Source organism: Paracidovorax konjaci, assembly GCF_900112675.1.
In the GTDB taxonomy this organism is placed as follows: domain Bacteria; phylum Pseudomonadota; class Gammaproteobacteria; order Burkholderiales; family Burkholderiaceae_C; genus Paracidovorax; species Paracidovorax konjaci.
In genome coordinates this window covers 146,883-171,206 of the sequence record NZ_FOMQ01000005.1, presented here as the reverse complement: position 1 = coordinate 171,206, position 24,324 = coordinate 146,883, and the positions used below count along the sequence as shown (strand labels likewise).

General features: G+C 70.9%; 21 protein-coding genes and 1 riboswitch. Of the genes, 6 read left to right on the top strand and 15 right to left on the bottom strand.

The window, feature by feature from the left end:
• Window positions 1-3 precede the first annotated feature (3 nt).
• Both BM144_RS09305 and BM144_RS09300 read right to left on the bottom strand, forming a co-directional pair.
• The gene (locus BM144_RS09305; RefSeq protein ID WP_092951452.1) at window positions 4-810 is read right to left on the bottom strand and encodes a DODA-type extradiol aromatic ring-opening family dioxygenase; all 807 of its coding nucleotides are present in this window, start codon (window positions 808-810) and stop codon (window positions 4-6) included.
• Window positions 811-863: 53 nt separating this feature from the next.
• Window positions 864-1,304: a DoxX family protein gene (locus tag BM144_RS09300; protein ID WP_092951450.1), complete on the bottom strand. Its 441-nt coding sequence runs from the start codon at window positions 1,302-1,304 to the stop codon at window positions 864-866.
• Between the two features lie 117 nt (window positions 1,305-1,421).
• On the opposite strand from BM144_RS09300, the gene BM144_RS09295 reads away from it, so the two are divergent.
• Window positions 1,422-2,330 carry a LysR family transcriptional regulator gene (locus BM144_RS09295; protein ID WP_092951448.1) on the top strand — a complete coding sequence of 303 codons (909 nt, stop codon included), beginning with the start codon at window positions 1,422-1,424 and terminating at the stop codon, window positions 2,328-2,330.
• Window positions 2,331-2,428: 98 nt separating this feature from the next.
• Here the strand turns inward: BM144_RS09295 and BM144_RS09290 are convergent, their stop codons facing one another.
• Window positions 2,429-3,448 carry a tripartite tricarboxylate transporter substrate binding protein gene (locus BM144_RS09290; protein WP_092951446.1) on the bottom strand — a complete coding sequence of 340 codons (1,020 nt, stop codon included), beginning with the start codon at window positions 3,446-3,448 and terminating at the stop codon, window positions 2,429-2,431.
• Window positions 3,449-3,671: 223 nt separating this feature from the next.
• Between BM144_RS09290 and BM144_RS09285 the strand changes: the two genes are divergently transcribed.
• Genes BM144_RS09285 through BM144_RS09275 form a run of 3 tightly spaced genes read left to right on the top strand, consistent with a single transcriptional unit; the run spans window position 3,672 to window position 7,678 of the window.
• The gene (locus BM144_RS09285; RefSeq protein ID WP_092951444.1) at window positions 3,672-5,888 is read left to right on the top strand and encodes a rhodanese-like domain-containing protein; all 2,217 of its coding nucleotides are present in this window, start codon (window positions 3,672-3,674) and stop codon (window positions 5,886-5,888) included.
• An 18-nt stretch (window positions 5,889-5,906) separates the two neighbouring features.
• On the top strand, window positions 5,907-6,893 hold the full coding sequence (locus BM144_RS09280) for a tripartite tricarboxylate transporter substrate binding protein (protein ID WP_092951442.1): 987 nt from the start codon (window positions 5,907-5,909) through the stop codon (window positions 6,891-6,893).
• Window positions 6,894-6,898: 5 nt separating this feature from the next.
• Window positions 6,899-7,678 carry an alpha/beta fold hydrolase gene (locus BM144_RS09275; protein WP_092951440.1) on the top strand — a complete coding sequence of 260 codons (780 nt, stop codon included), beginning with the start codon at window positions 6,899-6,901 and terminating at the stop codon, window positions 7,676-7,678.
• A gap of 42 nt (window positions 7,679-7,720) precedes the next feature.
• Here BM144_RS09275 and metC read toward each other — a convergent pair whose 3' ends face one another.
• The 12 genes from metC to BM144_RS09215 all read right to left on the bottom strand — a co-directional run bounded on the left by metC (window position 7,721) and on the right by BM144_RS09215 (window position 20,359).
• Window positions 7,721-8,947, bottom strand: a complete 1,227-nt coding sequence (gene metC, locus BM144_RS09270) for a cystathionine beta-lyase (protein ID WP_092951438.1) — start codon at window positions 8,945-8,947, stop codon at window positions 7,721-7,723.
• Window positions 8,944-9,573, bottom strand: a complete 630-nt coding sequence (locus tag BM144_RS09265) for a cysteine dioxygenase family protein (protein WP_092951436.1) — start codon at window positions 9,571-9,573, stop codon at window positions 8,944-8,946. Before BM144_RS09265 ends, metC begins: the two co-directional genes overlap by 4 nt.
• A gap of 31 nt (window positions 9,574-9,604) precedes the next feature.
• Entirely contained in the window at window positions 9,605-10,468 is an 864-nt protein-coding gene (locus BM144_RS09260) for an amino acid ABC transporter ATP-binding protein (protein WP_092951434.1), read from the bottom strand.
• Complete coding sequence (locus BM144_RS09255) at window positions 10,455-11,285, bottom strand: amino acid ABC transporter permease (protein WP_092951432.1); 831 nt, start codon at window positions 11,283-11,285, stop codon at window positions 10,455-10,457. The genes BM144_RS09260 and BM144_RS09255 overlap by 14 nt, the downstream gene beginning before the upstream one ends.
• On the bottom strand, window positions 11,275-12,024 hold the full coding sequence (locus BM144_RS09250) for an amino acid ABC transporter permease (protein ID WP_092951430.1): 750 nt from the start codon (window positions 12,022-12,024) through the stop codon (window positions 11,275-11,277). Before BM144_RS09250 ends, BM144_RS09255 begins: the two co-directional genes overlap by 11 nt.
• Window positions 12,021-13,280: an aminotransferase class I/II-fold pyridoxal phosphate-dependent enzyme gene (locus BM144_RS09245; RefSeq protein ID WP_092951428.1), complete on the bottom strand. Its 1,260-nt coding sequence runs from the start codon at window positions 13,278-13,280 to the stop codon at window positions 12,021-12,023. Before BM144_RS09245 ends, BM144_RS09250 begins: the two co-directional genes overlap by 4 nt.
• A gap of 19 nt (window positions 13,281-13,299) precedes the next feature.
• Complete coding sequence (locus BM144_RS09240; protein WP_092951426.1) at window positions 13,300-14,766, bottom strand: FAD-binding oxidoreductase; 1,467 nt, start codon at window positions 14,764-14,766, stop codon at window positions 13,300-13,302.
• Entirely contained in the window at window positions 14,763-15,893 is a 1,131-nt protein-coding gene (locus tag BM144_RS09235; RefSeq protein WP_092951424.1) for an Ldh family oxidoreductase, read from the bottom strand. Before BM144_RS09235 ends, BM144_RS09240 begins: the two co-directional genes overlap by 4 nt.
• Before the next feature lie 22 nt (window positions 15,894-15,915).
• A complete protein-coding gene (locus BM144_RS09230; protein WP_092951422.1) occupies window positions 15,916-16,752 on the bottom strand; it encodes a transporter substrate-binding domain-containing protein in 837 nt (278 codons plus the stop codon).
• A complete protein-coding gene (locus BM144_RS09225; RefSeq protein ID WP_092951420.1) occupies window positions 16,749-17,648 on the bottom strand; it encodes a transporter substrate-binding domain-containing protein in 900 nt (299 codons plus the stop codon). Before BM144_RS09225 ends, BM144_RS09230 begins: the two co-directional genes overlap by 4 nt.
• A 67-nt stretch (window positions 17,649-17,715) precedes the next feature.
• Window positions 17,716-18,561: a transporter substrate-binding domain-containing protein gene (locus BM144_RS09220; protein WP_092951418.1), complete on the bottom strand. Its 846-nt coding sequence runs from the start codon at window positions 18,559-18,561 to the stop codon at window positions 17,716-17,718.
• Window positions 18,562-18,721: 160 nt separating this feature from the next.
• On the bottom strand, window positions 18,722-20,359 hold the full coding sequence (locus BM144_RS09215) for a rhodanese-like domain-containing protein (RefSeq protein ID WP_092951416.1): 1,638 nt from the start codon (window positions 20,357-20,359) through the stop codon (window positions 18,722-18,724).
• Between the two features lie 247 nt (window positions 20,360-20,606).
• Between BM144_RS09215 and BM144_RS09210 the strand changes: the two genes are divergently transcribed.
• A complete protein-coding gene (locus BM144_RS09210) occupies window positions 20,607-21,311 on the top strand; it encodes a hypothetical protein (protein ID WP_175525991.1) in 705 nt (234 codons plus the stop codon).
• 45 nt (window positions 21,312-21,356) lie between these two features.
• Window positions 21,357-21,467: riboswitch (S-adenosyl-L-homocysteine riboswitch) on the top strand.
• A gap of 18 nt (window positions 21,468-21,485) precedes the next feature.
• On the top strand, window positions 21,486-24,233 hold the full coding sequence (gene metH / locus BM144_RS09205; protein WP_245783601.1) for a methionine synthase: 2,748 nt from the start codon (window positions 21,486-21,488) through the stop codon (window positions 24,231-24,233).
• The last annotated feature ends 91 nt before the right edge of the window (window positions 24,234-24,324 follow it).

Genomic DNA, 24,324 nt, shown 5'->3' with positions numbered 1-24,324 from the left:
CGGCTAGCCGAATCGGAAGCTGGAGGCGGTCACGCCGCCGAAGATGTCGTCCTCGTGGTAGATGCACCGGGCCGGTTCGGCCTCGGCGGCGCCGGCCGCCACCATCAGCGGGATCAGGTGGTCTTCGCGCGGGTGGGCCAGCCGGGCGGCGGGGGCGCTTTCCCACTCCACCAGCCGGGCTGCCCGATCGGCCGGCGCGGTGCGCACCAGCGCGTCCTGCAGCCACTGGTCGAAGGCGGCCGAGGGCGCGCGCCCGGCGTCGCCGAAGCGCCGCAGGTTGTGGTAGCTGAGCCCGCTGCCCACGATCAGCACGCCTTCCGCACGCAGCGGCGCCAGCGCGCGGCCGAGCGCCAGGTGCTGCGCGGGGTCCAGCCTCTGCTGCAGGGCGACCTGCACCACCGGCACGTCGGCATCCGGATACATCACCTGCAGCGGCGCGAAGGTGCCGTGGTCGAAGCCGCGCCCTGCATCGAGCCGGGAAGGCAGGCCAGCGGCCGCGATGAGCGACGCGATCCGCCCGGCCAGGGCCGGTGCGCCCGGCGCCGCGTAGCGCACCTCGTACGTGTGGGGCGGGAATCCGTAGTAGTCGTAGACCATCGGCGGCCGGGGGCTGGACATCACGGCGAAGGCATCGTCTTCCCAATGGCCGGACACCACCAGCACGGCCTCGGGCCGCGTGCCGATCTGGCGGGGGATGTCCTGCAGCGACTGCTCCAGGGCGTGCATGGCGCGGCGCATCTCCGGCACGTAGGGCCAGGGGCCGCCGCCGTGCGAGATGAAATAGGTGGGCAGGAGTGCGGTCGTGGGCATGGGGAGTTCCGTAAAAGGTGGGGTGGGAGCCACAGCACGGGGCCGGTGCGATTTCAGCCGCCGCGGGCGTGGATCGGCGCCTGCCGCGCACGCCCCCACAGCACGAAGGCGCACAGCGGGAGCAGGACCAGGTTCAGCGGCAGCACCATGGCCTCGCCGCGGCTGAGGTGGAAGGCGATGGCGAAGACCTGCAGTACCGTGCAACCCAGCGCAGCCCATACGGTCAGCCGGGGCAGGATGCGCACCAGCGCGGGCAGCAGGATGCCCAGCCCGCCGGCCAGATCGATCAGCCCGATGGTCCGCACGAAGGCCACGGGGTACTGCCCCGCCCACGGCATCATCGCGCTCAGTTCAGGGATGGGCGTGGTCAGCTTCATGAAGCCGGAAGCGCAGAACGCCAGGGCGACGAGGCACTGCGCGGCCCACAGTGCGATGCGCAGCGGTTTGCCGGCCGGGCGGGCGGAGACCGGGGAGCCGTAGGAAGCGGAGGTCATGGCGGAAGGGTTCCTGGGAAAGAAAGCCACGGCGTGGCGACGGTTGCCAGATTAGGGTTTCCTTGAAAAGAAATCGATGGCGCTAAAGTGATGGCATCGTTTCCTTTTGGGGCAACCATGGAGCCTTCCGAGCTGGAGTTGACCGGGGTGCGCGTCTTCCAGGCCATTGTCGAAGCCGGCAGCTTCAGCGCGGCGGCGGACCGGCTGGGCATGGCGCCGCCCATGGTGAGCAAGCACATCGCACGGCTGGAGCGCACGCTGGGAGCCCGGCTGCTCCATCGCACCAGCCGCAGCATGAGCCTGACGGAGGCCGGCACCGCGTTCTATGCGCAGGGCCGGCAGGCACTGGAGCTGCTCGATTCGGCCGCGGCGTCGGTGGGCCAGGGGCAGGACCGGCCGCGCGGCGAGCTGCGGATCAGTGCGCCGGTCTGGTGCGCCACGCCGCGCTTCGCGCGGCTGCTGGCGGCCTATCGCCAGACGTGCCCTGAAGTGCGGCTGGATCTGCACCTCGACAACCGCATGGTCGACATCGTGTCGGAGGGGTTCGACGTGGCGCTCCGGATGACGGACGAGCCCGCGCCGCAGTTGATCGCACGCCCCCTGTGCCCGGTGTCGTTCCACCTCGTCGCCGCCCCGGGCGTGCCTGCGCCCCCGGGCGATGCTCCGGCCGCCGGCTTTCCCCCGGTGCCGGTGGTGGTGCCCAACTATCTGCCGTCCGACCGCTTCGCGAAAATGCTGCAGGCCAGCGTGCAGCGTCGCATCGACACGGTGATGAAATCCAGCGACACCACGCTCAGCTACCACGCGGTGGTGGCCGGCATGGGTGCGGCCTTCCTGCCGGACTGGCTGATCGAGGACGATCTGGCCGCGGGGCGGCTGGTGACGCTGCCGGGCGAGACCCGCTTTGCGGGCACGCTCTTCGCCGTGTATGCCAGCCGGCGGCACATGCCGCCCAAGCTGCGCAGCTTCATCGACTTTCTGGCCGGGCGGCTGGGCAGCGACGGGGCACGGGCGGCGCCGGCCTGAGCGTTGCGGCCCCTACCGTCTGCACAAGCTGTGCAGCGCAGGCAGGGGCCTCCGTGCGGCGAGGCATGGGGGTGCCGCCGTTCGCCCACCCTCCTTCTTCAGCGCAGCGTCAGCCCGGCGGTCTTGATCGCCTTGGCGTAGAGCGGCCGTTCGGCCTGCAGGCTCTCGGCCAGCGCCTGCGGCGTGCCTCCGGCCACCTTGAAGCCCTGCGCCTCCAGCTGCGCGCGGACTTCGGGCGATTGCAGCACCGTGCCGATGTCGCGGTTGATCTTCGCCACGATGGCCGGTGGCGTGCCGGCCGGCGCGAAGTAGCCTTGCCAGCTTTCCACCGAAAAGCCGGGCGGGCCGCCGGCCTCGGCCACGGTGGGCACGTCGGGCAGCGCGGGAGAGCGGTAGGACGTGGTCACGGCCAGGGCGCGCAGCTTGCCGGCGCGAACGTAGTCGGTCACGGCGGCCAGGGTGATGAGGGTCGCGTTGGTGTGGCCCGCCAGCACGTCGAGCGTGGCCGGGCCGCCGCCCGGGTAGGGGATGTAGTTGACCTTGGCGCCCGTCTCCTGCGTCAGGATCTCGTGCGCGACGTGGGCGATCCCGCCATTGCCCGGCAACCCCAGGCTGATGCTCTCGGGCTGGGCCCTGGCGCGTGCGACGTACTCGCCCAGGCTGCCGATGCCGGTGCTCGGGTGCACCACCAGGATCTGCGGGTTCACCACGGCCTTGATGATCGGCGTGAAGCTCTTGTGCGTGTCGTAGGGCAGGTCACGGAACAGGATGCCGTTGAGCGTGATGCCCTCGCCCTGCTGCAGCAACGTGTAGCCGTCCGGCGCCGCCTTGGCGACGCGGCCCGCGCCGATGGTGCCGCTCGCGCCGGCCACGTTCTCCACCACCACGCTCTGGCCCCAGAGCGACGAGAGCCTGTCGGCCAGCGTGCGCGTGAGCTTGTCGGCGCTGCCGCCCGCGGCCACCGGCACGACGATGCGCACGGGCCTGGACGGAAAGGCGGCCGCGGCGTCCGGCGCGGCCTGCAGCGCTGCCGAATGCAGCGTGGTGGCGGCCAGGACCCCCAGGGCCAGGAGGAAGGTCAGGAGGCGCGTCAGGCGGCTTTTGTCGGTCGCGGTCATGGCAGGCGGGTGGGGGTGGAGGATGGATGCCAATCTAGGCAGGCAAGCCCGCCGCGTGAACGAAGAAAGGCGCATATCGGTCATCGATGCGCGCATGCACCGCATGCCCGCCGCAGCGCGAGGCCGGCGCATATCCATAGACGGATTCGGTCGTTGCCGCAGGGCCTCCTGGCCCGTACCGTGGGCTGCTTCCTCCCCTCTTCCTATCCGGCACCGCACCGCCATGACCCAGACCCACGTCTCCCTCGATTTCTCGGGCAGCGATCTCGCCAGCCGCCGCGCCTCGGCCGTCGCCGCGTTCCTTGCCACCGCCCGCCGCCTCGTGCCCGATCCGGAAGGCGCCACACCCGAGCAGCTGCGCGGCGTGGCGCAGGCCCTGGAGGCGCTGGGGCTGCAGCGCGAGCTGTTCCCGCCGGAGCATTTCCCCGTCTCGGCAGACCATCCTGCGCAGGTGTACCGCCTGAGCGAAGAGCCGGGCGGCCGGTATGCGCTCTACGTTTCGGCCGGCCTGCCCGGCAAGGCCCAGCCACCCCACGACCACACCACCTGGGCGCTGATCGCGGGCATCCGCGGCAACGAGCGCAACGTCTTCTACCGGCGCGACACGACGGCCGACCCGCTGCGCGACGCGCTCTCCGCCGAGCGCACGGTGGACGTGGTCCCGGGTGTGTCGGTGCAGCTGTCCCCCACCGACGTGCACACCATCGAGCTGGTGGGCGACGAGCCGGGCCTGCATCTGCACTTCTACGGCCGCGGCCTGGAGCGCATGCCCGGGCGCGTGGTGTTCGAGGGCCTCGCGGGCGGCACCTACCGCACCTTCGCACCGCCGAAATCCATCCACCATCCGGTCATCACCCCGCAGGCGCTCAAGGCCGCGCTGGCCGACGGCGAAGAGATCGCCGTGCTCGACGTGCGCGAGACCGGTGTGTTCGCACACCGCCACATTCTGTTCGCGGCATCCGCACCGGCATGGCGTCTGGAGCTGCTCATCGACCGCCTCGTGCCCCGGCGCGGCACGCGCACCGTGCTGGTGGACGGCGACGAAACGATCGCGCACGAGGCCGCCGCCAAGCTGGTGCGCCTGGGCTGGCGCAACGTGTCGGTACTGGCGGGCGGCACCGACGGCTGGGCCGGTGCGGGCTATGAGATCTTCAGCGGCACCAACGTGCCGAGCAAGGCGTTCGGCGAGGTCATCGAGCACGAGAAGCACACGCCCTGGATCACCTCGCAGGAACTGCACGAGCGGGTCGGGCGCGGCGACAACATCGTGGTGGTCGACAGCCGCACGCCCGAGGAGTTCGCAGCTTTCAGCCTGCCGTTCGCGCACAGCCTGCCGGGGGCGGAGCTGGTCTACCGCATCGGCGAGATCGCCCCCGACCCGGACACCTTCGTGGTGGTCAACTGCGCAGGCCGCACGCGCAGCATCGTCGGCGCGCAGACGCTCATCGATGCCAGCATTCCCAACCGCGTGGCCTCGCTGCGCAACGGCACCATGGACTGGCTCCTGACCGGGCGCACGCTGGCGCATGGCCGCGCCACGCCGCTGCCCGAGCCTTCGCCCGGCACGCTCGCCACGGCACGCGAACGCGCGGCCGACGTGGCGCGCCGGGCCGGTGTGCAGCGCATCGACGCGGCCGCGCTGGCCCGCTTCGAAGCCGAAGCGCAGGAGCGCACGCTCTACCGGTTCGACGTGCGCACGCAGGGCGAATACCTGGCCGGCCACCTGGAGGGCTGGCGCTGGGCCCCCGGGGGGCAGCTCGTGCAGGCCACCGACGAATACGCCGGCACGCGCGGCGCCCGCATCGTGCTGGCCGACTGGGATGGCGTGCGTGCGCTCACCACCGGCGCCTGGCTCGCCCAGCTCGGAGGCTACGAGGTCTACGTGTTCACGCCGCCCGCGCTGCCGACGCTGGTTGCGGGCCCGGAGCCGTTGCGCGTGCTGGCATCGCACGTGCCGGCCCCGACGGTGTCGCCGCACCAAGCCCGGGACCTTTTGCAGGCCGGCGGCGCTGTGGCCTTCGACGTGGACCGCCGTGCCGCGTTCGAGCGCCAGCACATCGACGGTGCGCGCTTCGCCGTGCCCGACCGCCTGGCTGCCTTCGTGGCGGACCTGCCGGCCGAGCGCACCGTGCTGCTCACTTCGGCCGACGGCGTGCTGGCACACAGCGTGGCGGCCGAACTGGCGGCACGCACCGGGCGCGACGTACGGGCCATTGCCGGCGGCACCGGCGCCTGGGCCGCGAGCGGCCTGCCGGTGGCCCAGGGCGCCGAGGACGTGCTGACCGGGGACGACGACCACTGGTACAGCCCTTACGCACACAGCGACCTGCGGCTGCGCAATGCCGGGTTCCAGCAGTACCTGGACTGGGAACTCGGGCTGGTGGCGCAACTGGAGCGCGAGGGCTCTTCGAGCATCCGGTTGCTGCCGGCAGCCGTCTGAGCGGGAGGGGCGGCGCAGATGACGGCACCGAACATACCCTCGCGGCGTGCACTGCTTCAGTGGGCCGCCGCATGGGCCGCGCTCGGCACCGGGGTCCCCGCCCGTGCTGCGGTGGGCGACGCCCGCACCCTGCGTCTCGTCCTGCCGCTGGCGCCTGGCGGCGCCATGGACGTGCTGGGGCGCGGGCTGGCGAACGGGCTGGGCCAGCGGTTGGGCGCGAGCGTCGTGGTGGAAAACCGCGCGGGCGCGGGCGGCAATCTGGCGCATGAGCTGGTGGCCGGAGAAAAGCCCGACGGCCAGACGCTGCTGCTGACCAGCAATGCGCTGGTGGCCAATGTCACGCTGTTCGAGGGCCGTGTCCGCTACGACCCGGTGCGCAGCTTCGCGCCCGTGAGCATCGTTGCCAGTTCGCCCACGGTGATCGTGGTCCGCAGCGATGCGCCCGCGCGGGAAATGGCGGCCCTGGCGACCCGTGCGCGGAGCACCGGCATCAGCGTGGGCACCCCCGGCTTCGGCAACGGCAACCATCTGGCGCTTGTGAAGCTGCAACGTGCCCAGGGCGGCGACTGGCGCCACATTCCCTACAAAGGTGCCGGCCCGGCGCTGGTCGGGCTGCTGGGCGGCGAGACGGACGCGGCCATCGTGGCGCTCCCGGCTGCGCAGGCCCATCTCCAGGCCGGTCGGCTGCGCGCGCTGGCCGTGGTGCAGGAACGGCGCACCAGCCTCGCGCCCGAGGTACCCACGCTCGCCGAAGCGGGCATCACGATCGAACTCGACAATGGCTGGTTCGGCCTGCTGGCCCCGGCAGGGACACCCGCGGCCGTGGTGGAACGCGTACACCAGGCCGTGACCGCAGCCCTGGCCGACCCGGATTTCCGGATGCAGCTGGTGCGGCAGGGCTTCGAGCCCGTGGGCAGTTCGTCGCAGGCGTTCGCGCAGCAGCTGGACCGCGACGTGGCCTCCTTCCCGCCCTTGCTCAAAAGCATCGGCGCCCGCGTGGAGTAGCCGACATGCCGACACTTGCATTGGGCGCGCAGATCCACTGGGAAGACTATGGCCCGGCGGCATCGGCAAATACGGGCCTGCCCGTGCTGCTGCTGGCGCCCGGGGGGCTGCGGTCGCGCATCGGGCTGTGGCGGCACACGCACGATGGGCGCGCGCGCGATTGGCCCGATCCCACCGTGGAGCTGGCGCGTGATCGGCGGGTGATCGCCGTGGACCAGCGCAACGCCGGGCTGTCGGTCGCTCCCGTGGGGCCGCACGATGGCTGGGACACGTTCGCTGCCGACCATTTGGGCGTGCTCGACGCGCTGGGCATCGATCGGTTCCATGTGCTCGGTGCCTGCATCGGCGCGTCGTTCGCGTTGCGCCTGGTGGAGCGGGCTCCGCACCGCGTGGCTTCCGCCGTGCTGCAGCAGCCCATCGGCTGGACGCCGCGCAACGCGCCGTTGCGGCGCGAGAATTTCCAGGCCTGGGTGGACAGTGCGGGCGGGCGCCTGGCCGGGGTGCCGGCCGCACACCTGCATGCGCTCGAACACAACCTCTTCGGCAACGAAGATTTCGTCTTCAGCGTGTCGCGCGATTTCGTGCGCGGCATCTCTGCGCCACTGCTGGTCCTGGCGGGCAACGATATCCACCATCCGTTGGAAGTCTCGCGCGAACTGGCCGCGCTGGCACCGCGCGCGCAGATCATCGAAGACTGGCGCGGCGAGCAGCACCGCAGTGCCTACCTGCGCGGCGTGCGCGGGTTCCTGGCCTCGGCCGAGCTGCCCCCCCGGGGTCAGGCCTGAGGCGGAGGCGGCGGCCGCCGCCTCCTGCTTGCCCGCCTTCAGTTAAGCCGCAGCCGCCAGCCGCCGGCGCGACGCCACGCGGGCAAAGGCCTGGTCCAAATCGGAGATCAGGTCCTGCGGATCCTCCAACCCGACGTGCAGGCGCACCACGGGCTGTGTGCCCCGCCATGCGCTGTGTTCGCGCAGCCGCTCGGGCGAGGCGACCAGCGCCAGGCTTTCGTAGCCGCCCCACGACGCACCGATGCCGAAGAAGCGCAGCGCGTCGATGAAGGCGTTGGCGGTGCGCGCATCCGCGCCGTCTTCGAACGCGAACGACACGAGCCCGCTCGCCCCGCTGAAATCGCGCTTCCAGACCGCATGGCCCGGGTCGGAAGGCAGCGCCGGATAGAACACGCGGCCGACCTGGGGCTGGCCCTGCAGCCACTCGGCCACCTGCGTGGCGTGGCGCTGGTGCTGCGCGAGGCGCACGGGCAGCGTGCGCACGCCGCGCAGGGCCAGGTAGGCGTCGTCCGCGCCGATGGTCAGGCCCAGGGCTTCGTAGGCGGTGCCGATCTTCTCCGACAGCGCGGCCGAGTCGGTGACGACGATGCCCTGCATCACGTCGGAGTGCCCGGCGATGTACTTGGTGGCCGCCTGGATCGACAGGTTGGCGCCCAGCGCGAGGGGCTGGTAGAACCAGCCGCCGCTCCAGGTGTTGTCGGCGGCCACGGGAATGCCGCGCTCGCGCGCCGTGGCGGCCAGCGCGGGAAGGTCCAGCACCTCGTAGAGCAGCGAGCTGGGAGACTCCAGGTACACCAGCCGGGTGTTCGGCCGGATCTTCGCGGCCAGGTCGTCCTGCGAAGGCGAGAAGTATTCGAGCGTGATGCCCAGGCGCTGCAGCAGCGTGGCATCGACGCGGCGCACGGGCGAGTACACGCTGTCGGCCACCAGGGCGTGGTCGCCGGGCGAGAGCAGTGCCACCAGCACCAGCGTGATGGCGGACAGGCCCGACGGCGCCAGGAAGGCGCGGTGCCCGCCTTCGAGCGCGGTGACGGCATCCTCCAGCGCGCGGTGGGTGTCGAGGCCATGGCGGCCGTAGGAGGCCACGCGCTCGCCGGCGGTGCGCCGGTGGTGGTGGTCGGCGTAGGCCGCGGTGTTCTCGAAGCGCACGGTGCTGGTGCGCACCACGGGAACGTTCACGGGGCCGGAGCCGCCACGCAGCGCGGGTGCGCCGGCATGCAGAAGCCGCGTGGCGGCGCCCAGGGGAGAGGCCGGGTGCGGGGTGCTCATGCCACGGCCTCGCTGGGGCGGAAGTAGGCCGCGTTGTAGTTCTTCACCTCGCCGGTTTCCGGGTCGAAGGCCACGCGGGCCGTGAGCGTCTCCAGCGGCTGGCCATACAGGTGGAAGTGCAGGGTGGGTTCGGTGCCCACCACGTGGATGCTGTGGATGTCGTCCGGCAGGAAGGCGATGGGGGCGCCCGGCTGCACGGTGAATTCGCTGGCCACGTGGATCTGCGCACGCGCCGGGTCGCTGCGGTCGTCCGTGCGTTCGTACAGGCGGTTCACCTCCTGGCCTTCCACTGCCACGATCACGGCCCAGGTGGTGTGGTTGTGCGGTGCGGTGGTCTTGCCCGGGTTGATGGAGTTCAGGTACAGCGCCAGTCCGCCGTCGCCGCCTTCGGGATTGAGGCGGTAGCGCGTGGAGGCGCCCACGCCCTCGGTTTCAGCGGGCGGGGGAAAGTCGGCGCGGCTGAACAATGCCTTGTTTCCGGCCAGCGCTTCCAGCCGTGCGGTGATGGCCGCCAGGGTGGCGCGGTCGGGCGTGCCGGGCTCGATGAGGCGTCGGACTTCCGCCAGCGTGGCGTCGACGGCCTGGCGGCGCTGCGCCGCGATCGGGGAGGAGGGGGTGGTGCTCATGGCGTGGGCCTCGTGGTGGTGTGCCTGCGGATCAGAGGGCGAACCGCAGTTGGTTGAAAGGCAGGGGAGCACTGGCGGCGACGGGCCGGGCGCGGGCGCCTTCGCCGAGCGCGCGCTGAAGGAATTCGCGCGTGCGCTCGCTGCGCGGGTTGCCGAAGATCTGGGCCGCGGGGCCATGTTCGACGATGCGGCCCGCCTCGGTGAAATACACCTGGTCGCTGACCTCCTCGGCGAAACGCATCTCGTGCGTGACGAGCACGCAGGTCATGCCGCCCTCCACCAGATCGCGGATCACCGTGAGCACCTCGCCCACGGTCTCGGGGTCCAGGGCCGAGGTCACTTCGTCGAAGAGGATCAGCTCGGGCTGCATGGCCAGGGCGCGCGCAATGGCCACGCGCTGCTGCTGGCCGCCCGACAGCTCGCCGGGGTATGCGCCCTCCTTGTGGCCGAGGCGCACTTTCTCGAGCAGCGCCCGGGCCGTCCGGACCGCCTCGGCACGGCCGCGGCCGGCAACCCGCGTGGGCGCGATGACGAGGTTCTCCAGCACGGTGAGGTGGGGGAACAGGTTGTATTGCTGGAAGACGAAGCCCACGCGCTTGCGCAGTGCGATCAGCTCTGCCTCGGTCCGCAGGGTATCCACGCGCGTTCCGCCCACCACGGTCTCGCCGCGCTGCGGCCTGAGCAGGCCGGTGATGCAGCGCAGGATGGTCGATTTGCCCGAGCCCGACGGGCCGATGATGGACACGGCCTTGCCGCGGTGCACCTCGACGTCGATGCCCTTGAGCACCGCGTTGTCGCCGAAGGCAAGGTGCACGTCCTTCAGGTGGACCAGCGGGGGGGCGGAGGCCGCCACCGGGGCCTGCAGGGAAGAAATAAAGGCGTCAGTGGCGTTCATGGCGTTTTTCCAGCGCGCGCGTGGCGCGGGCAATCGGATAGCAGTAAGCGAAGAACAGCGCCAGCAGCGTGAAATAGACCAGGATCGTGAAATCCGTGCGTGCCACCGTGTTGCTGGCGATCTGGGCCGTGTCCACCACATCGTGCACGCCCACCAGCGACGCCAGGGAGGTGCTCATGGTGATGCTGGCATAGAGGTTCATCCACGGCGGCAGCATGCGCCGCAGGCACTGCGGCAGCACGATCAGGCGGAAGATCTGTGCGCGTCGGAAGGCGAGCGATTGCGCTGCTTCCCATTGCGTGCTGGGAATCGACTGGATGGCCCCGCGGAAGATCTCGGCCACGTTGGCGCTGGTGGGCAGGGCCAGGCCCAGCACGACTTTCACCCAGTCGGGGAAGGGGAAGGTCCAGGACGCCAGCCGCACCTCGAAGGGGAACACGTAGGTGGTGAAGTAGATGAGCACCAGGATGGGCGCATTGCGGAAGATCTGCACGTACCAGCGCATTCCCACGCGCACGGCCGCGACCGGCGAGAGCGAGAGCGCACCCACCACCAGCCCCACCACAGTGCCCAGCGCCACGGCCAGCAGGCTGATCTCGATGTTCACCCACATGCCGCGCAACAGCGTGGGGAGCCATTGCCAAAGGTGCTTGAAGGCTGCGGGCGTGGTGCCGGTGGCCTGCCAGCCGAGGACCAGGGCCAGGCCGGCCAGGGCGGACAGCAGCCAGGGGCTGCGCAGCACGCCGGGCCAGGGCCGCCGGACGGAGGCCGCGCGCGGGGAATCCGCGGGCAGGGGCAGCGTCGCGTCATTGGCCATAGCCGGGCATCCTCAGGCGTTGTTCGAGCCAGCGTCCCGCCACGCTCACCAGCCAGGTGAGCAGGCCGAACCAGGCGAGGATCAGGAGCAGCAACTCCAGCACGTTGTCGCGCTGCGTCCAGATCATGATGGCCTCATACGTCACATCGCCCACGGCGATGGCCGAGGCCACGGCGGTCATCTTGACCAGGTCCACCAGGTTGTTCACGAGCGAAGGCAGGGCGAAGCGTGCAGCCAGCGGCAGCTCCACGCGCACGAGCAATTGGCGGCGCGAGAACCCCAGCGATCGGGCGGCCTCCAGCGTGGTGCCGGGCACGGCCTCGATGCCGGCACGCAGCGCCTCGGCGTGGAACACGCCCTTGTGCAGCGAGACCACGATGACCACCCACACGAAGGGCGTGAACGGGTTCTGCCCGGCGCCCCAGTCGCGCAGTTGCTGCGTGATCAGCATGTTGAGCACGAGGAATGCGCAGTACAGCTGCACCAGTGTGGGCGTGTTGCGCGTCACTTCGACGAAGGCGCGGGCGGGGCGGGCCAGCCAGGCACGCCCCGAGGCCATCATGCCGGCGAGCAGCACGCCTGCAGCCAGGCTGCACGGAATGGTCCACAGGCACAGCAGCAGGGTCACGCCCAGGCCCCGGACGAAGGCGTTGCGCTCGCCCGCGTCGAGCACGAACGCATAGTTCAGCCCCAGGCCCTTCAGGGCTTCCACGCCATGGACGAGCCATGCGTCGTTCACGCGGCGATCTCCTCGCGCGGCACATGCGCGCCGGCCTGCCGCAGCGCGGCCACGGCGCGGGCGATGCGCTGCGTGGCCTCCTGCAGCCGGTCGTCGGCCGCGGCCGTGGAGAGGCGGAAGTAGGGTGAGAGCCCATAGGCGCCGCCGTCCACGGCCGCCACGCCCTCGGATTCCAGCAGCCATTCGACCAGGTCGGCATCGGAGCCGATGGCACGCCCGTCGGGCCGCACCCGGCCAATGAGCGCGCCGCAGTGCACGAAGGCGAAGAACGAACCCTCCAGAGGTCGCAGCGACAGGCCGGGCACGGTGCCGAGCGCCTGCTCCACCAAGCGCGCACGGCGCGCATAGGCGGCCCGTGCGTCGGCCACGAAGCCCTGGTCGGGCGATGCCAGCGCAGCCGCCACGGCGGCCTGGGCCGCGGCGTTCGGCCCGGAGGACACCTGCGACTGGACCACCACCATGGCCTGCACCAGCGCCGCGGGCCCTGCGCCCCAGCCGATGCGCCAGCCGGTCATGGCGTAGGTCTTGGAGGCTCCGTTCACCAGCAGCGTGCGGTCGGCCAGGTCGGGCGCCACGTGCAGCCAGTGCACGGGGGCCTCCGGGGTGAACCAGATGTGCTCGTACAGCTCGTCCACGAGCACATGCACGTGCGGATGGCGGCGCAGCACCTCTGCCAGGGCCTGCAGTTCGTTGCGCGCATAGACGGCCCCCGAGGGGTTGCCCGGGGTGTTGAGCACCAGCCAGCGCGTGCGCGGCGTGATGGCCGACTCCAGCGCGGCGGCCGTGAGCTTGAAGCCTGCCGCGATACCGCAGGACACGATGACGGGCGTTCCGTCGTTCACCTGCACCATGTCCGGGAACGACGGCCAGTACGGTGCGGGAATGATGACTTCGTCGCCCGCGTCCAGCGTGGCCGCGAATGCGCTGTAGATCACCTGCTTGCCGCCGTTGCTCACGATGACATGGTCCGGCCCGTAAGCGAGGGCGTTCTCCCGCTCGTATTTGCTGGCGATGGCGCGGCGCAGCGCCGCAGTGCCCTGCGTGGGGGTGTACTTCGTCTCCCCGCGCTGCAGGGCCTGCACGGCCGCCTGCTTGATGAATTCGGGCGTGTCGAAATCCGGCTCGCCGGTGGTGAGCGAGATCACGTCGCGGCCCTGGGCCGCGAGGGCGCCGGCGCGGGCACTGGCGGCGGCGTTGGGCGAGAGGCGCACGCGTTGCACGCGCCGGGACAGTGGGAAGGGGCGGGGGGTGGTCATCGGTTCGTCGGGGCAGGGGTCAAGGGGCCGTTGCGGGGGTGGCGTCCTGGTCTTCGTGCAGGCGCAGCGGAGCGAACCCCAGCACCTTGCCGGGGTTGAGCAGGCCCAGCGGGTCCAGCGCCTGTTTGAGCCGGCGCATCAGGTCCAGCTCCACCGGGCTCTTGTAGAGCGGCAGGAGGTCGCGCTTGGTCTGGCCGATGCCGTGCTCGGCGCTGATGGAGCCGCCGTGGGCGTGGGCGCTGTCGTGCACCACGGCGTGGATGCCATCCTCGACGGCCAGCACGTCGGCAGGCGTGTCGCCTTCGGCATGCGCCACGTTGTAATGCAGGTTGCCGTCGCCCAGGTGTCCGAACACGATGGGCCGGACGCCAGGAAAGCGGACCTGCAGTGCCGCCGCCGTCGCGTGCAGGAAATCGGGGATGCGCGAGATCGGCACCGACACGTCGTGCTTGATGTTGCGCCCCTCGCGCTTTTGCGCCGTGCCCAGCGCCTCGTCACGCAGGCGCCAGAGGGCCTGGCTCTGCGGCAGGCTCTCGGCGATGGCGGCGTCTGCGATGAGGCCGTCCTCGAAGGCCTGGCCCAGGACGTCCTCGAAGCGCGCGCGGGCGTGGTCCTCGCCCTCGGCATCCGACAGCTCCACGAGTGCGAACCACGGCGCCCCGGCCGGCAGGGGCAGAGGATGTTCCGGCACGTGCCGCTCGATCAGCCCCACGGCGGCGTCGGACAGCAGCTCGAACGCCGTGAGCGCGGGGCCGAAGCCTTCGCGCGCAATGGACAGGAAGGCCACCGCATCGCGGATGCAGCCGAATGCCAGCAGCGCCGTGTGCTGCGCCCGCGGCGGCGGGTACAGGCGCAGCGTGGCCGCGGTGATGATGCCCAGCGTGCCCTCGCTGCCGATGTAGAGGTCGCGCAGCGCATATCCCGTGTTGTCCTTGCGCAGGCCCTTGAGGCCGTCCCAGACCTGCCCCTCGGCCGTGACCACCTCCAGTCCCAGCACCAGTTCGCGTGCGTTGCCGTAACGCAGCACCTGCGTGCCGCCGGCGTTGGTGGACAGGTTGCCGCCGATCGTGCAGCTGCCTTCCGAACCCAGACTGAGGGGAAACAGGCGGCCGGCGTCCTGCGCGGCCTGCTGCACCCGGGCCAGCACGGCGCCGGCTTCCACGGTCAGCGTGTCGTTGTCGGTATCGATGGCGCGCACCCGGTTGAGCCGGCCGAGCGACAGCACCACGGCGCTTCCGCTCGCATCGGGCGTGGCACCGCCCATCAGCCCGGTGTTGCCACCCTGCGGCACCACGGGCGTGCGGTGCGCGCGGCAGAGCCGCACCGCACGCGCCACCTCGGCCGTATCGGCGGGGCGCACGACGGCCAGCGCCCGGCCGGTCAGCCGTCCGTGCTGGTCGGTGAGATAGCCCGCGGCATCCGTGCCGGTGAGCACGTGGGCCGCGCCCAGCGCGTCCCGCAGTTCATCGATGAGGCTGTGCGTCATGCGGGCACTCCTTGCGGCGCCGCTGCCTGCAGGACATCGGCCACGCCGGCGGCAGCGGCGAGCGCGCGGAGATGCCGTACCAGCGGCTGGGGCAGGGGAATGCCGTGCCTCAGGCGATCCTCGCGTTGAGCAGCCTCCGGATCTCCGGGCACGAGGACGGGCCGCGCCGGGTCCGCCGGGCGGGCGGCGTGCAGCACGTCGAGGATGGCGTCCAGGTCCTGCTCGAAGGCGCCGGGCTCTCCGAAGAAGCCCGGATCGATGGCGATGAAGCTGTGGCCCACGTTGGCCGGGTCCTGCGGGCCCGCACTGCGGCGGTGCAGCGGCGCGAAGGCGCCGCCATGCAGCGTGCCGCCCAGCACCTGGGCCAGCAGCGAAAGGCCGTAGCCCTTGTGGCTGCCGCCGTCCGTGCTGCCGCCCAGCGGCGTGAGTCCACCGTCGGGTGCGTCGAACACCTGGGCACGTGCGGCCTCGGGCGCGGTCACGGCCCGGCCGCGGCCGTCCACCACCCAGCCGGAGGGGACGGCCTCTCCGCGCAGGGCTTTCACCTTCACCCGGTTGGCCGCCGCCGTGGTGGTGGCCATGTCGAGCACGAAGGGCGGGTTGCGCGAACCGGCAGGCACCGGCGCAGCAAAAGCGATCGGATTGGTGCCCAGCACCGGCTCGGCGGCACGGGTGGGCACCAGCAGGATGCCTTGGGCCGAACTGGTCACGAAGCCGAGCAGCCCCTGGCGCTGCGCGATGCGCGCGTAGATGCCGGCGGCACCGAAGTGGTGGGAGTTGCGCACGCCCACCAGCGCGATCCCGCTCACGCGGGCCTTGTCCACCGCGAGCTGCATGGCCTGTGCGGAGACCGCGTGGCCCAGGCTGCCGCCGCCGTCCAGCAGCGCAGTGGCCGGGCCGTCGCGCAGCACGCGTGGCAGGGCGTCCAGGCGCAGGCGCCCGGCGGCACGCAGCGCGTCGTACTGCGGCAGCATGGAGACGCCGTGCGACTCCACACCCCACAGGTCGGTGTCCACCATGAGCGCGGCCGTGGTACGGGCCGCCTCTTCCGGCATGCCCCAGGCATGCAGGAGGGACCGGGTCTGCGCACGCAGGCTGTCGGCGGTGAAACGGGCTTCAAGGGTCATGGGTGCAGGGGCGGCGGCGCCGTCAGGTGCGCGCCTTGCTGAATTTCTCGTGCAGTTGGTGCAGCAGGGGGGTGGGGGTCATTCCGTGGCGCTTTTCCAGATCGATGAGCCAGCCGGAGCGGTGCCAGTCCTGCACGATGCGGTCGATGGCGGCCTGGGTGTCGGCCTCTCCCTTGCGCAGCCAGATGACCGAGGGCGACGGGATCAGGTCGGCAGGCGAGGCGATCGCGTAATCCTTCCAGTCGGCATTGCCGGCCACCAGTTCGCGCAGCGTGGGGCTCACGTGCACGGCGGCTGCGCACTGGCCGCCCTGCAGCGCCAGCAGCGATTCGGGCTGGCCCCGGAACGCCTTGACCTGGGCGCCGTACTGCTCGGCCAGCGGCTTGGTGAAGTTGCTGCCCTGCGAGACGCACACGGGCTTGCCGCGCAGGTCTTCCCAGCGCGCGATGCCGCTGCCCTTGCGGGCGATAGCGGCGCCGCCCACTTCCTCGAACGGGGTGGGCACGAACGAGAGGATTTCGCTGCGCTCCTGCGTCCACTGCATGTTGGCGATCAGGATGTCCACCTTGCCCTGCTGCAGGAACTGCACGCGGTTGGACGGCTGCACCTGCACCGTCTCCACCGCCACGCCCAGGCCTTTGGCCACGCCCTCTGCCAAGTCCACGTTGTAGCCCACGTGCCGGCGCGTGGCGGGATCGATGGTGCCGAACGGCGGGCCGGAGAGGACCACGCCCACGATGAGGCGGCCGCGCTCCCGGACCTTGTCGATCGTGGCGTCGGCATGGGCCTGGGAGGCCGCCGCGGTGGCGAGCAGGGCCAGCGCCGCGAACGCCAGCCGTTGGAGCGGGCGCCCGGTCATGGTTTCTTCGCGGCGGCCTGCGCCTCGGCGTAGACCGCGAAGTCGTGGGGCGCCTTGTCGAACCGGCCCTGCAGCGCGCGTTCATGGCGCTGCGCGATCCAGGTGTCCGGCACGCCGTATTTGCGCGCGGCGCCCAGCAGAAGGCCCGAACGGTGCCAGTCCTGAATGGCCTGGTCGACGAAGGCCACCGTGTCGTTCTCGCCGCGGCGCGTCCACACCACCGTGGGCGAGGGGATGAGCTGGTCCTCGGTTGCCAGCGTGAAGTCCTTCCATTCCGCGGCGTGTGGGCCATGGAGCTTTTCGTAGAGCGCGGGCTGGATGTGCACGGACGCCGCGCAGGTGCCGCCCTTGAGCGCCAGCAGCGATTCCGGAATGCCGCGAAGGCCCTTCACCACGGCACCGTATTTTTCGGCCAGCGGCCTGGCGAAATTGCTGCCTTGCGAGACGCACGCCACCTTGCCGCGCAGGTCTTCCCAACTGCGGATGCCGCTCGCCTTGGCCACCAGCGCACCGCCGCCGATCAGATCGTAGGGAGTGGGTGCGAACGAGAGGATCTCGCTGCGCTCCTGCGTCCACTGGATGTTGGCGATCAGCAGGTCCACCTTGCCGGTCTGCAGGAACTGCACGCGGGTGGCGGCGGTGACGGTCACGGTTTCCAGCGGTACGCCCAGCCGGCGCGCCAGGTCGGCGGCCAGATCGGTCTGGTATCCGCCCACCTTGCCGGTGGCGGTGTCCAGCACACCGAACGGCGGGCTCGCGCCGTCGATGCCGACGGAGAGCTTGCCGCGCTCCTTGATCTTGTCGAGCGTGGCATCGGCGCGTGCCGAAGGGACGGTGGCGGCGAGGCCAAGGGCCGCGAGAACGAGCGCGAGGGAGCGGGCAGGGCGAGAAGGCATGGGGGCGCGGCGGAGGGGATGGAGGAAGGAGGCGGCTGCAGGCGGCGCGGCCGCCCCGGTGTGTGGTTCAGTTCGCTGCGGCCCGGTACTTGGCCTGCAGTTCCGGCAGCAGCGGATTGGCGGGCTCGATGCCGATGCGTTTTTCCGTGGCGATCAGCCAGCCCGTGCGGTGCCATTCCTGCACCACCTTGTCCACGGCGGCGATGGTGTCGGCCTCGCCCTTGCGCGTCCATACCACCGACAGCGCCGGCAGGATGGTGCTGCCGATGGGGGCCGCGTACTGCGACCATTCGGGGTTGCCCTGCAGCAGCGGGTGGATCAGTGTGCTGTCGTGCACGGCCGCCACGCAGTTGCCGCCCTTCAATGCCAGCAGCGATTCGGACGCCGTCTTGTAGCCACGCACTTCGGCGCCGTAATCGGCCGCCAGCGGCTTGGCATAGCTGCTGCCCTGCGACACGCACACCGGCTTGCCGCGCAGGTCTTCCCACTTCGCGATGCCGCTGTCCTTGCGCACGGCGGCGGTGCCGCCGACCCGGTAGAAGGGTGTGGGCGCATAGCCCAGGATCTCGGCACGCTCGGGATTGAGTTCCATGGACGCGATCAGCAGGTCCACCTTGCCGCCTTGCAGGAACTGCACGCGCGTGGCCGTCTGCACCTGCACCAGATCCGCTTCCACCCCCAGGCCTTTCGCGAGGGCGCGGGCGAGGTCGGGGTTCCACCCCACGAGTTGCTGGTTGGCGGGGTCGATGGAGCCGAAGGGTCCGCCATTGACCAGCACGCCGATGGTGATCTTGCCGCGCTGCTTCACCTTGTCGAGCGTGGCGTCGGCGTGGGCGGGCTGGAGCAGCACGGCGGCAGCGGCGCCGGCAGCGAGACGAAGCAGGAAGGGCAAGGAGCGGAAGGCTTGGCGCATGGCGGGAAAGGGGTCGGAAGGAAGAGGGGTGCAGCGGCGCAGAGCCGCAGTGCCGGCGCGGGACGGGCTTTCCCGGGCCGAGGTCATCTTCCGGCGCGGCGCGCACACCGGCAACAAAACTTTCCGAGGATCGATATGCGCCGATTGGCCGGCGCCCGCCTCACTGCGCCGTCTGGGAGCTGGCCGGGGGCAGGCGGAAGCCCGCCAGTTCCTCGGGTGCGCACTGGGCGATGAGGCCGGTCTCCCATTCCAGGTAGCGGCGTGCCGCGTCGAGGTTGCCGTCGTGCCGGTCATGCACGAAGAACAGATAGTCGATGCACTGCGCATCGTCCGGCAGTTGGGGCGTGGATTCTTCGGACAGGCCTGCGTCCGCCCAGTCCTGCAGCCGGGCCCAGGCCACCGTGCCGGCGCCGTGCGGCACCAGTTCCCCGGCGGCCAGTGCCGCCGTCCCGGCATCGGGCGCCAGCAGCAGCAGGGGCCGCGCGGGCCAGCCGGCGGCCAGTGCGTCGTCCGCCACCCGCGGGCGGATCGACCAGCGGGCCCCGACCGCATGGCGGCGCCGGTGGTCCTGGGAGGGTTGCAGGTCCAGCACGGCCGGGCCGTGCGCGGCATGCCAGGCGGCCAATGCCTCCGCCGCGATGCGCTGCGGCGCGGGCGGCAGGGTGGGCGCCACGGCCGGCGGAGAAGGCAACCGCAGCGGCGCACGGATACCGCCTTCCACCGTGGCCGTCTCGTAGCCCAGGCGCCAGAGCCACGCGGCGATCACCGGCGCGCGCACGTCCTCGTCGTCCAGCAGCAGCACCCGGGCGTTGCGCACGCCGATCGTCTGGTCCGTGGCCTGCAGCAATTGTCCGCCCGGCGCATGGATCGCGCCGGGCAGGGTGGCGGCGGCGAATTCCTCCGCACTGCGCACATCGAGCACATAGGTGGTGCGCGCCGCATCGTCGATCCAGCCCTGGGCCTCGGCAGCGGCCAGCCGTACCGCCCCCGTGCCCGAGCGCAGGCGCTCGGCGGCCGCACGGTCCTCTGCGCTGGCCGGGGCGCGTGCCGCGGGGCGGCGCGTGCTGCCGTGCTCCAGCGCCAGGCCTTCGAGCGCCCATCCCTGGGTGCCGTTCTCCAGCGCCACGACGGGGTTGGGAATGCCCAGGCTGCGCAGGATCTGCGCGCCTATGATGCTGCGCGTGCGGCCGGCGCAGTGGACCACGATGGGCGTGCGTTCGTCGGGAACCAGCGAGCGCCAGTGCAGCGCCAGCTCGCCGTTGGGCACCGACACGGCGCCTGGCACGGTCATGCGGCCGTGCTCCGCGAACGTCCGCCCGTCCAGCAACGCCAGCGGCTCGCCCGCCTGCTGGCGCCGCCGCAGCTCGCCCGGGCCGATGTGCGGTGTGCCGAAAGCGTGCTCGACCAGTTCCCCGAAGGTCTTGGAGGGCACGTTCACCCCCTTGAAGAGCGCCCGCCCGCCGGCGGCCCAGGCAGGTGCGCCACCGCGCAGCACATGCAGGTCGCTGTACCCCAGCGCCGCCAGCCGCAGCGCCGCGCGCTCGGCCACACCGTCGCCGCCGTCCAGGAGCACGGTGCGCACCGTGCGGCGCGGTACCAGCCGTGTCACCTCGGATTCGAGTCGGCTGTAGGGCGCGGGGATGGCCAGGAAGGGGTGGCCCTCGCCGAAGGGCCCGGCCTCGCGCACGTCCAGCAGGGCGATTTCCTGGCCGTCCTGCAGCCAGCCGCGCACGGTGGCCGCATCGGCAGCAGGAACATCGGGGCGGGTGGCTGTCGGTGCAGTGGAGAAGTCGGGCATGGCAGGAAGGTGGGTAAGGGGCGCAGGGCGGCAAAGGCGCCACCATAGGCCCGGCTGCCGCTCCGGCGGCCCGTGCGCTTGGAAGATTTTCAGCAATGCATAGGCGTTTTCCGCAGCAGCGCGGCGCCGGTCCTTGCGCGCGGCGGGGCCGCCGCCGCACGCCGGGATAATGCGGCGCTCTATGCGCGCACACCTGCTCTCCGCGGCGGACCTCCCCGTGCCCAGGCGCCCGGTCCTGGCCTGGGCGATGGGCGCGTGCGCCAGCGGGCTGCTGGGGTGCGCGGCACCGGCACCCACCGCACGCGGCGAGGTGCAGGCCGCGCCCACGCACACGGGCGAGTTGGCGCAGTCCGACGTGAACCGCATGGCCACACTGGCCATGCGCGACAACCTCGACAGCCTCTACCGCCTCGCGGACAAGCTCTACCGGCGCAACCCTGCCGAGTGGCGCAGGGGCGCGGCCGCCAGCCGCGAGCAGGCGCTGGCCCAGGTGCGCGAGGCCATCGAGCAGCGGCAGCCGTGGGCACCGCTGCAGGGCCGCCGCGACATCGCGGCCATGGCGTTCGCGCTCTCACCGGAGTTCCCGGGCGACCGCGTGGCCGCCTTCATCCACGCCACGGCCGACATGCTCATCACCGCCCATGGCGGCAAGACCGAGTTTTTTCTGATCGACAGCCTGGATGCGCAGTACCTCTACAACGCCGCCCGCAATGTCGAATCCGCCGCGTGGGTGCTGGCCCAGCGCCGCACGGCTGCGGGCCGGCCGCTGCTGCTGGCCGACGAGATCAACGAGCGCGAGCGCAACCTGAGCTTCGAGCGCGAGTTCGGCAAGATCATCGGCCGCCTCGACCTGATGGCGGCCATGGCCGCAGAGAAGTACCGGCGCGCCGCCATCAGCTACCTGCAGGGCTTCATGGGCGGCAGCTTCCTGCAGTTCCTGCCGGTGCGCTGAAGCCCGTCCCTCGGAACGCCCCAACCCGTTCTAAAATCCGCCCGGCCTTCCGAGGAGCGTTGCAGCGGTCCGCCCGGCGCCGTCGGCCACGACGGCCGCGGGCGCGCCGTCAGGCTCGGGGGGTGCGATGAAGCCCCCGAACGACGCTCACCTGTAACCCCACCGTACGCGCAGGTGAGCCCCATGTCCGCCCCCCTTTCCCCGCCTCCCATGAAACTCTCGGGCCTGGAGCCCGTGTCCATCGGCGAAGGCACGCTGTTCGTCAACATCGGCGAGCGCACCAACGTCACCGGCTCCAAGGCCTTCGCCCGCATGATCCTCAACGGGCAGTTCGAGGAAGCGCTGGCCGTGGCCCGCCAGCAGGTCGAGAACGGTGCCCAGGTCATCGACATCAACATGGACGAGGCCATGCTGGACAGCAAGGCGGCCATGGTGCGGTTCCTGCAGCTGATCGCCTCCGAGCCCGACATCGCGCGCGTGCCGATCATGGTCGACAGCTCCAAGTGGGACGTCATCGAGGCCGGGCTGCGCTGCATCCAGGGCAAGGGCATCGTCAACTCCATCAGCATGAAAGAGGGCGTGGAGAAGTTCAAGCACGAGGCGCGGCTGGTCAAGCGCTACGGCGCCGCTGCCGTGGTCATGGCCTTCGACGAGGTGGGCCAGGCCGACACCTACGCGCGCAAGATCGAGATCTGCGAGCGCGCCTACCGCGTGCTGGTGGACGAGGTGGGCTTTCCGCCCGAAGACATCATCTTCGACCCCAACATCTTCGCGGTGGCCACGGGCATCGAGGAACACAACAACTACGCGGTCGATTTCATCGAGGCCGTGCGCTGGATCAAGCAGAACCTGCCGGGCGCCAAGGTGTCAGGTGGTGTCTCGAACGTGTCGTTCAGCTTCCGCGGCAACGACCCGGTGCGCGAAGCCATCCATACCGTGTTCCTCTACCACGCCATCCAGGCGGGCATGGACATGGGCATCGTCAACGCCGGCATGGTGGGCGTATACGACGACCTGGAGCCCCAGCTCCGCGAGCGCGTGGAAGACGTGGTGCTCAACCGCCGCCCCGACGCCGGCGAGCGCCTGGTGGAAGTGGCCGAGACCGCCAAGAGCGGCGCCAAGGACGAGAGCAAGAAGCTCGAATGGCGTGGCACGCCCGAGCATCCGAGGACCGTGGGCGAGCGCCTGTCGCACGCGCTGGTGCACGGCATCACCGACTTCATCGTGGAAGACACGGAAGAGGCCTACCGGGAGATCCTGGCGAAGGGCGGCCGCCCGCTGCACGTGATCGAAGGCCCGCTCATGGACGGCATGAACGTGGTGGGCGACCTGTTCGGCGCGGGCAAGATGTTCCTGCCGCAGGTGGTCAAGAGCGCGCGCGTGATGAAGTCCGCCGTGGCGCACCTGATCCCCTACATCGAGGAAGAAAAGCGCCAGGACGAATTGGCCGGCCGCGATGTGCGCAGCAAGGGAAAAATTGTCATCGCCACGGTGAAGGGCGACGTGCACGACATCGGCAAGAACATCGTCACCGTGGTCCTGCAGTGCAACAACTTCGAAGTGGTGAACATGGGCGTGATGGTCCCGTGCCACGAGATCCTGGCCAGGGCGAAGGTCGAGGGCGCGGACATCGTGGGCCTGTCGGGCCTCATCACGCCCAGCCTCGAAGAGATGCAATACGTGGCCGGCGAGATGCAGAAGGACGAGCACTTCCGCATCAAGAAGATCCCGCTGCTGATCGGCGGCGCCACCACCAGCCGCGTGCACACCGCCGTGAAGATCGCGCCGCACTACGAAGGCCCGGTCGTCTACGTGCCCGATGCGTCCCGCAGCGTGAGCGTGGCGCAGAGCCTGCTGGGCGACGGCGCGCAGACCTATGTGGACGAGCTGAACGCCGACTACGACAAGGTGCGCACGCAGCACGCCAACAAGAAGCAGACGCCCATGTGGCCACTGGCCAAAGCCCGCGCCAACCGCACGCCGGTCGATTTCAGCGCCTACCAGCCGCCCCGGCCGCGCCTGCTGGGCCGCCGGGTGTTCAAGAACTTCGATCTGAACGAGCTGGCCCGCTACATCGACTGGGGCCCGTTCTTCCAGACCTGGGACCTGGCCGGCCCCTATCCGGCCATCCTCACCGATGAGATCGTGGGCGAGCAGGCCACGCGCGTGTTCGCCGACGGCCAGGCGATGCTCAAGAAGCTGGTCGAAGGCCGCTGGCTCAGCGCCAGCGGCGTGATGGCGCTGTACCCCGCCAACAGCGTGGGCGACGACATCGAGTTCTATACCGACGAATCGCGCACCGAGGTCGCCATGACCTGGTACGGCCTGCGCCAGCAGACCGAGAAGCAGGTGATCGACGGCGTGACCCGCCCCAGCCGGTGCCTTGCCGACTTCGTCGCGCCCAAGGGCAGCGGCATCGCCGACTATGCGGGCCTCTTCGCCGTCACGGCCGGCCTGGGCGTGGAGAAGAAAGAGCAGGCCTTCGTGGATGCGCTGGACGACTACTCGGCCATCATGCTCAAGAGCCTGGCGGACCGCCTGGCCGAGGCGTTCGCCGAATGCCTGCACCAGCGCGTGCGCACCGACCTGTGGGGATACGCGGCCGGCGAACAACTGTCCAACGACGAGATGATCGCCGAGAAGTACCAGGGCATCCGCCCCGCGCCCGGCTACCCGGCCTGCCCCGACCACAGCGCCAAGGAAGCGCTGTTCCGCGTGCTGCAGTGCCAGGAGATCGGCATGGGCCTGACCGAAAGCCTGGCCATGACCCCCGCCGCCAGCGTGAGCGGCTTCTACATCGGCCACCCCGAAAGCACGTACTTCAACGTGGGCAAGATCGGCGAGGACCAGCTCGCCGACATGGCCCAGCGGCGCGGCATGGACGAAGGCGCGCTGCGGCGCCTGCTCTCGCCCAATCTCTGAGCGGCCGCGCGGCAACGCGGCCGCGTCACATCGACGTCACCAAGGCGCCATGGTCGGCCGGAAAAATGAAGGGCTCCGTCCCTTCAATTTT

Coding starts and splice junctions, on each gene's coding strand:
- BM144_RS09305 (WP_092951452.1), bottom strand. CDS start 810: ATGCCCACGACCGCACTCCTGCCCACCTATTTCATCTCGCACGGCGGC.
- BM144_RS09300 (WP_092951450.1), bottom strand. CDS start 1,304: ATGACCTCCGCTTCCTACGGCTCCCCGGTCTCCGCCCGCCCGGCCGGC.
- BM144_RS09295 (WP_092951448.1), top strand. CDS start 1,422: ATGGAGCCTTCCGAGCTGGAGTTGACCGGGGTGCGCGTCTTCCAGGCC.
- BM144_RS09290 (WP_092951446.1), bottom strand. CDS start 3,448: ATGACCGCGACCGACAAAAGCCGCCTGACGCGCCTCCTGACCTTCCTC.
- BM144_RS09285 (WP_092951444.1), top strand. CDS start 3,672: ATGACCCAGACCCACGTCTCCCTCGATTTCTCGGGCAGCGATCTCGCC.
- BM144_RS09280 (WP_092951442.1), top strand. CDS start 5,907: ATGACGGCACCGAACATACCCTCGCGGCGTGCACTGCTTCAGTGGGCC.
- BM144_RS09275 (WP_092951440.1), top strand. CDS start 6,899: ATGCCGACACTTGCATTGGGCGCGCAGATCCACTGGGAAGACTATGGC.
- metC (WP_092951438.1), bottom strand. CDS start 8,947: ATGAGCACCCCGCACCCGGCCTCTCCCCTGGGCGCCGCCACGCGGCTT.
- BM144_RS09265 (WP_092951436.1), bottom strand. CDS start 9,573: ATGAGCACCACCCCCTCCTCCCCGATCGCGGCGCAGCGCCGCCAGGCC.
- BM144_RS09260 (WP_092951434.1), bottom strand. CDS start 10,468: ATGAACGCCACTGACGCCTTTATTTCTTCCCTGCAGGCCCCGGTGGCG.
- BM144_RS09255 (WP_092951432.1), bottom strand. CDS start 11,285: ATGGCCAATGACGCGACGCTGCCCCTGCCCGCGGATTCCCCGCGCGCG.
- BM144_RS09245 (WP_092951428.1), bottom strand. CDS start 13,280: ATGACCACCCCCCGCCCCTTCCCACTGTCCCGGCGCGTGCAACGCGTG.
- BM144_RS09240 (WP_092951426.1), bottom strand. CDS start 14,766: ATGACGCACAGCCTCATCGATGAACTGCGGGACGCGCTGGGCGCGGCC.
- BM144_RS09235 (WP_092951424.1), bottom strand. CDS start 15,893: ATGACCCTTGAAGCCCGTTTCACCGCCGACAGCCTGCGTGCGCAGACC.
- BM144_RS09230 (WP_092951422.1), bottom strand. CDS start 16,752: ATGACCGGGCGCCCGCTCCAACGGCTGGCGTTCGCGGCGCTGGCCCTG.
- BM144_RS09225 (WP_092951420.1), bottom strand. CDS start 17,648: ATGCCTTCTCGCCCTGCCCGCTCCCTCGCGCTCGTTCTCGCGGCCCTT.
- BM144_RS09220 (WP_092951418.1), bottom strand. CDS start 18,561: ATGCGCCAAGCCTTCCGCTCCTTGCCCTTCCTGCTTCGTCTCGCTGCC.
- BM144_RS09215 (WP_092951416.1), bottom strand. CDS start 20,359: ATGCCCGACTTCTCCACTGCACCGACAGCCACCCGCCCCGATGTTCCT.
- BM144_RS09210 (WP_175525991.1), top strand. CDS start 20,607: ATGGGCGCGTGCGCCAGCGGGCTGCTGGGGTGCGCGGCACCGGCACCC.